At 53.6% G+C, this 5,133-nt stretch carries 6 protein-coding genes; 3 read left to right on the forward strand and 3 right to left on the reverse strand.

From position 1 onward, the window contains the following. Positions 1-51: 51 nt before the first annotated feature. The 3 genes from V6C07_RS12635 to V6C07_RS12645 all read left to right on the forward strand — a co-directional run bounded on the left by V6C07_RS12635 (position 52) and on the right by V6C07_RS12645 (position 1,798). The gene (locus V6C07_RS12635) at positions 52-528 is read left to right on the forward strand and encodes a hypothetical protein (RefSeq protein ID WP_333536828.1); all 477 of its coding nucleotides are present in this window, start codon (positions 52-54) and stop codon (positions 526-528) included. A 154-nt stretch (positions 529-682) separates the two neighbouring features. Further along, on the forward strand, positions 683-1,156 hold the full coding sequence (locus V6C07_RS12640; RefSeq protein ID WP_333536829.1) for a hypothetical protein: 474 nt from the start codon (positions 683-685) through the stop codon (positions 1,154-1,156). A gap of 165 nt (positions 1,157-1,321) precedes the next feature. After that, the gene (locus tag V6C07_RS12645; RefSeq protein ID WP_333536831.1) at positions 1,322-1,798 is read left to right on the forward strand and encodes a hypothetical protein; all 477 of its coding nucleotides are present in this window, start codon (positions 1,322-1,324) and stop codon (positions 1,796-1,798) included. Positions 1,799-1,847: 49 nt separating this feature from the next. Here V6C07_RS12645 and V6C07_RS12650 read toward each other — a convergent pair whose 3' ends face one another. The 3 genes from V6C07_RS12650 to ribA all read right to left on the reverse strand — a co-directional run. After that, positions 1,848-2,543: a hypothetical protein gene (locus V6C07_RS12650; RefSeq protein ID WP_333536832.1), complete on the reverse strand. Its 696-nt coding sequence runs from the start codon at positions 2,541-2,543 to the stop codon at positions 1,848-1,850. A gap of 480 nt (positions 2,544-3,023) precedes the next feature. Then, entirely contained in the window at positions 3,024-3,599 is a 576-nt protein-coding gene (locus V6C07_RS12655) for a cytochrome b/b6 domain-containing protein (RefSeq protein ID WP_333536833.1), read from the reverse strand. A gap of 743 nt (positions 3,600-4,342) precedes the next feature. Further along, positions 4,343-5,133: GTP cyclohydrolase II (gene ribA / locus V6C07_RS12660; protein WP_333536834.1), on the reverse strand; the 791-nt coding region annotated here is incomplete at its 5' end.

The raw sequence follows: 5,133 nt of genomic DNA on the forward strand, positions 1-5,133 counted from the left end.
TGCTATAAAAATATAGCCGTCAAAGCCGGAAGCCGAAACAATGGAGACCCTATGACTCTGGAAAAATTTGACGATTCCGCAAGAGCCTTCATACGCGGCGCATGGCCCCTGTGCCTTATCGCCATGCTCAGCTTGCTGGCAATGGGCATCATCTGTGGCTCATACATGCTCTTTTCCATCCTGTACGGCCTTGCAGGCTGCCTGATTTTTGTGCGCGGCTTCGGCCTTGCCACCTCCTTGCCCATATACTGCCTGGCCTTTGCGGCCTTTCTTAGCGCAGACCCTTCACGCAATGAAATAACACAGTTGCAGACCATGCTGAACCTTGAGTATTCGGCCCGTATCTACCTACGACTGCTCGTCACAGCCTTCAAGTCGGCGCTGATGGCTCTGCCTTTTTCCCTGTTCTTTTTCGACCGCATGGGCGGCTATGTCGCTTTGCTGAAGATTCCCCTCTGTGTCTTTTTTCTGGTGCTCGTCCTCGAACCCACCTTTTTAATTCTGATGCTCGCCATATTTGGCATGTGAGGCAACGTCTGGTGAAGGGCGGATATTTTCCGCCCTTCACCAGACACCTACGGAAGCACCAGGGGTTTATCTATGATTTCATATTGCTGCGTTATTGCAGTATTGCTATAAAAATATAGCCGTCAAAGCCGGAAGCCGAAACAATGGAGACCCTATGACTCTGGAAAAATTTGACGATTCCGCAAGAGCCTTCATACGCGGCGCATGGCCCCTGTGCCTTATCGCCATGCCCAACATGCTGATTTTAGCCGCGTTTCATGATCCAGATATATTCTTTTTCATCCTGTACAGCCTTGCCGGTTGCATGATTTTTGTGCGCGGCTTCGGCCTTGCCACTTCCTGGCCCATATACGGCCTTACACTTGCGGCCTTTCTTGCCGGAGTTCCATCAAGCAACGAAATGAAACTTTTGGAACATATGCTTAACTTTGAGCATATGAGAGAATTCCTATGGGCCTTTATCATAGCCTTCAAGTCGGCACTGATGGCCCTGCCTTTTTCCCTGTTCTTTTTCGACCGCATGGGCGGCTATGTCGCTTTGCTGAAGATTCCCCTCTGTGTCTTTTTTCTGGTGCTCAGCATTGAACCCACACTTTTAATGCTGCTGCTCGCTAACTCCGGCTTGTGAGGCAACGTCTGGTGCAGGGAGGATATTTTCCGCCTTGCACCAGGAACCTACTGAAGAACCAGGGGTTTATCTGGTGTTCATCCGCGGTTTCGTATTGCTGCGCTGTTGCTGTATTGATATAAAAATATCGCCGTCAAGGCCGGAATCCGAAACAATGGAGACTGCATGACTCTGGAAAAAATGAGCACATTCATAGGGATTGTTATAGAACGTGCATGGCCCTTGTGCCTTATTGCCATGCTCAACTGGTGGTGGGTGATGCCCGGCTCCAGTCCCTATGCAGTCTTCACTTTCCTGTACGGCTTTGCAGGCTGTCTGGTCTTTCTGAGGGGCTTTGGCCTTACCACCTCCTTGCCTATATATTGCTTGACCCTTGCGGCCCTCCTTACTGCGTATCCTTCACTCAATGAAATAGCACAGCTACAGAGTATGCTGCACCTTGAGCATATGAACCGTAACTACCTAGAAGAACTCGTAACAGCCATCAAGTCGGCGCTGATGGCTCTGCCTTTTTCCCTGTTCTTTTTCGACCGCATGGGCGGCTATGTCGCTTTGCTGAAGATTCCCCTCTGTGTCTTTTTTCTGGTGCTCGTCCTCGAACCCACCTTTTTAATTCTGATGCTCGCCATATTTGGCATGTGAGGCGAAGCCTGCTGAAGGGCGAAAGAATGTCCACCCTTCAGCAGATCAGCTACGGAAGCACCAGGGGCTTATCAGCGGTTTCGTATCGTTGTGCTTTTTGCAAAATTTCAGCGAAATAATGCTGGCAGTTATATTTTCTTGCATCGTATCGTTGTATCTCGAAGTCCATATCCTGATATGCTTCTGTCAATTGCCTGTCCCACTCCGCATCAAGAGCTTGTCTGGCGCGGTCAACATATTCTTTTCTGTACTTGGGCGCTTCGACTTCATAGGTAAAAAGTGTTTTCATGTCTTCCACAAGCAAGCCCTCTCCCTTGGACAAACCGAAATTGCTGCCGTCGCTGCCCACAAACTGCATATGCTCGTAGTGTTGTTGCTTGTTCCACTTTATTTCTTTTCCGTATTTTTTCTTACCCCACCACCACAAATCCAGCGGTCTGACCCCCATCTGATAGCAGGGAACCTCCGCTTCGGGGTTTAAGCGAAAGGGCTTCAGGTCATGCGTTTTCGCGGCATGCCGCGCCACCACGTCGGACACGCTTTCAGCGTACATGCGTTCTTGCAGCGGCGCGTCCGGCGACACGGGCAAGGGCTGTGTCAGCGGGTCTTTTTTCGCCCCGTACATTCTGTCTGCCAGTGACTGTTGCGTCCGTTCGTTCCCCTGGCCCGCCACAGGTGTGCCGTGCCTGGCCCCGAAAGGATGGCTGATGCCCAGATGTCCATTGCTTTTACCGGTAGTTGCCATATGCTCTCCTGTTTGCGCAGTTATGAAACTGCGCGGTTTGAGGAGAGCATAGCGCAGGCGAGGATTTCTGTAAGACTGAACTGGTTCAGTCATGCCCAACGCCCGGCTGGCGCGGGTTTTATAAAATCAGAGGGGCCAATTGGTGTAAAAATGAAAAAATAAATCCTGCAAAATAGCTGTGTTATAAATATTTTTACCTGTGTAAAAAGCAAAAAAACATTTTATTCAAGGCTATTACTGCAAAATAACACCTCCCGTACATGCCCGCCCAAACGCCGCAAGCCCGGCATGTCTTTGGACATGCCGGGCTTGCGGCGTTTGGTTTTTCCGTCTCAGGTCAGGCGCACTTTTCTGACAGATTGCAACAGAAATAAAGGTGTTAGGGGGTGGGGGCGTGGGGGAGGTGACCCTTTTGCAAAAGGGTCCCTCCCCCACAAAGCATTTCACGCATAAAATGCGCTCTATCTCGTCAACAGTGCGTTATTTCTTGGGCGCAACCTTTTTCTGCCACATGGCAAAATGGGCCAACGCCATGCCACCGTGTCCTGCAAGATAGGCAACCATGGCCCAGGCAAAAAACTTGTGCGCGCTCAGGGCGGTAAGACCAAGGCGGTCATTGCCCCAGTCGTCAAACCACCACAGGCCGGTAAACACAGCCATGAGCAGCGCCCCCATGCCAAGCCCCTGAATACAGGCTGGCAGTCCCTTGGGACGGGGACCAACCAGCTTGAACCGGGCCGCAGCGCGCATATCCTTGCCAAGCTGATCCATATCCCCCCACAGGTAGGGGAAGAAGTTGCGCAGGCCGCGTTTCCTCACGCTGAGGGTCACCAGAGCAATGCCCAGCAAAAACAAGCCCATGCCAGAAATTATATGCACCCAGGCCAGAGCCGATGGTCCTTCAAGCGGAACCTCCATGCATATGCTGGTCAGGAACTGCAAAAGCACAAATGCGATGACGGCAGCATGGATGCAGCGCAGCAGGGGCGGTTGAAAAAAACCCAGAAAACGCCACAACAGCGCACCCTGAGCCAGAATTTTTTCCTTTACGGTCATGCAGTACTCCCTGAGGTATGAACCGCTGCCCCATGCCGCCCTGAACAACAGGGGCCGACATGCCGGGGACAAGAGCGGTCCCGTTCTTTTAGGGCAGCTTCACCTTGAAACTGCCCTGACGCCTGCGTGAGCAGCCGTCCGCCACAGAGGCGTAAGCGCGGCTTCAGCCGAAGCCCGAAAGCTTGCGGACAAGACAGCAACGCTATGGATCTGCGCGGTTAAGCGCCGCAGTGAGCGCCTTGCAGCGTCGTGAACACATATCCGCAACACCACAAGGCCCAAGAAAGCAGTCTTCCACAATGACACTGGCAGAACCGCCCCTAGAGCAATTTAACTTTTAAATTGCTCGGACGGCTGCGTGAGCAGACGTTCGCTACGGAGGCGTAAGCGCAGTTTATCTGCGCGGTTAAACGCCGAAGTGAGCGTGCCTTAAACTTTGAGAATGTATATTCTCAAAGTTAATCTGCTCTAGGACAGAGCAACGGTGAGAATATACATTCTCAACGCTTACGACACGCCTGTTTCGGCATTGACAGCGCAATGCACGTGCGCGTGCGCCTTCTCACGCAGCCGCCAGAGCAATTTCAAGGCGAAAACCCTCTGGCCCCGGCGGCTCCGGGGCGGAAAAGGCTTGCAGCGTAGCCGCATGTGGCGGCCACACGCCAGCTGCTGTCGTCAGACCCTGCCTGACCTGACGGCAGAAAATACCCGGCATGCTCAGGGGCAAACCGGGTAAAACCCTCCTAGCGGCAGCAGGAGCAATGCAGCATATGCTGCATTTTTTCTTTTTTGGTACGCAGGTAGTGCTCGTTTTCAGGGCAGGCGTCCATTTCAATGGGCACTCTTTCGACAATTTCAATGCCGTAGCCCGAAAGCCCCACGATTTTTTTGGGATTATTGGTCAGCAGGCGCACCTTGTGAATGCCCAGGTCAACCAGCATTTGCGCGCCGGTTCCATAGTCCCGCAGATCCGGGGGGAAACCCAGCTTGCGGTTGGCCTCCACAGTGTCATAGCCTTCATCCTGAAGGGCATAGGCGCGAATTTTATTGGCAAGGCCGATGCCGCGCCCTTCCTGCCGCATATACAGCAACGCGCCGCGCCCTTCTTTTTCTATCTGCCGCAGGGCCGCGCCGAGCTGCCCGCCGCAATCGCAGCGCAGCGATCCCAGGGCATCGCCCGTGAGGCATTCGCTGTGTACGCGGGCAAGCACAGGCTCCGGCCCGGAAAGGTCGCCCTTGACCAGCGCCAGATGCGTACCCTGCTCGGTTTCGCTTTCATAGGCGTATACCGTGAAATCGCCGAACCTGGTGGGCAGATGGGCCTTGGCCACATTGCGCACAGACACCTGCCCCCGGTTGAGGCGGTGGCGGATGATATCCTTGACGGCCACAATCTTGAGGCCGTGCTCTTCGGCGAACGTTTCCAGATCGGGCATGCGGGCCATGGTTCCGTCATCCCGCATGATCTCGCAAATAACCGAGGCGGGCTTCAGCCCGGCCAGTTTCGACAGGTCCACGCCGCCTTCGGTCTGGC

This window comes from Desulfovibrio sp. 1214_IL3152 (assembly GCF_036763055.1).
Taxonomy (GTDB): Bacteria; Desulfobacterota; Desulfovibrionia; order Desulfovibrionales; family Desulfovibrionaceae; genus Desulfovibrio.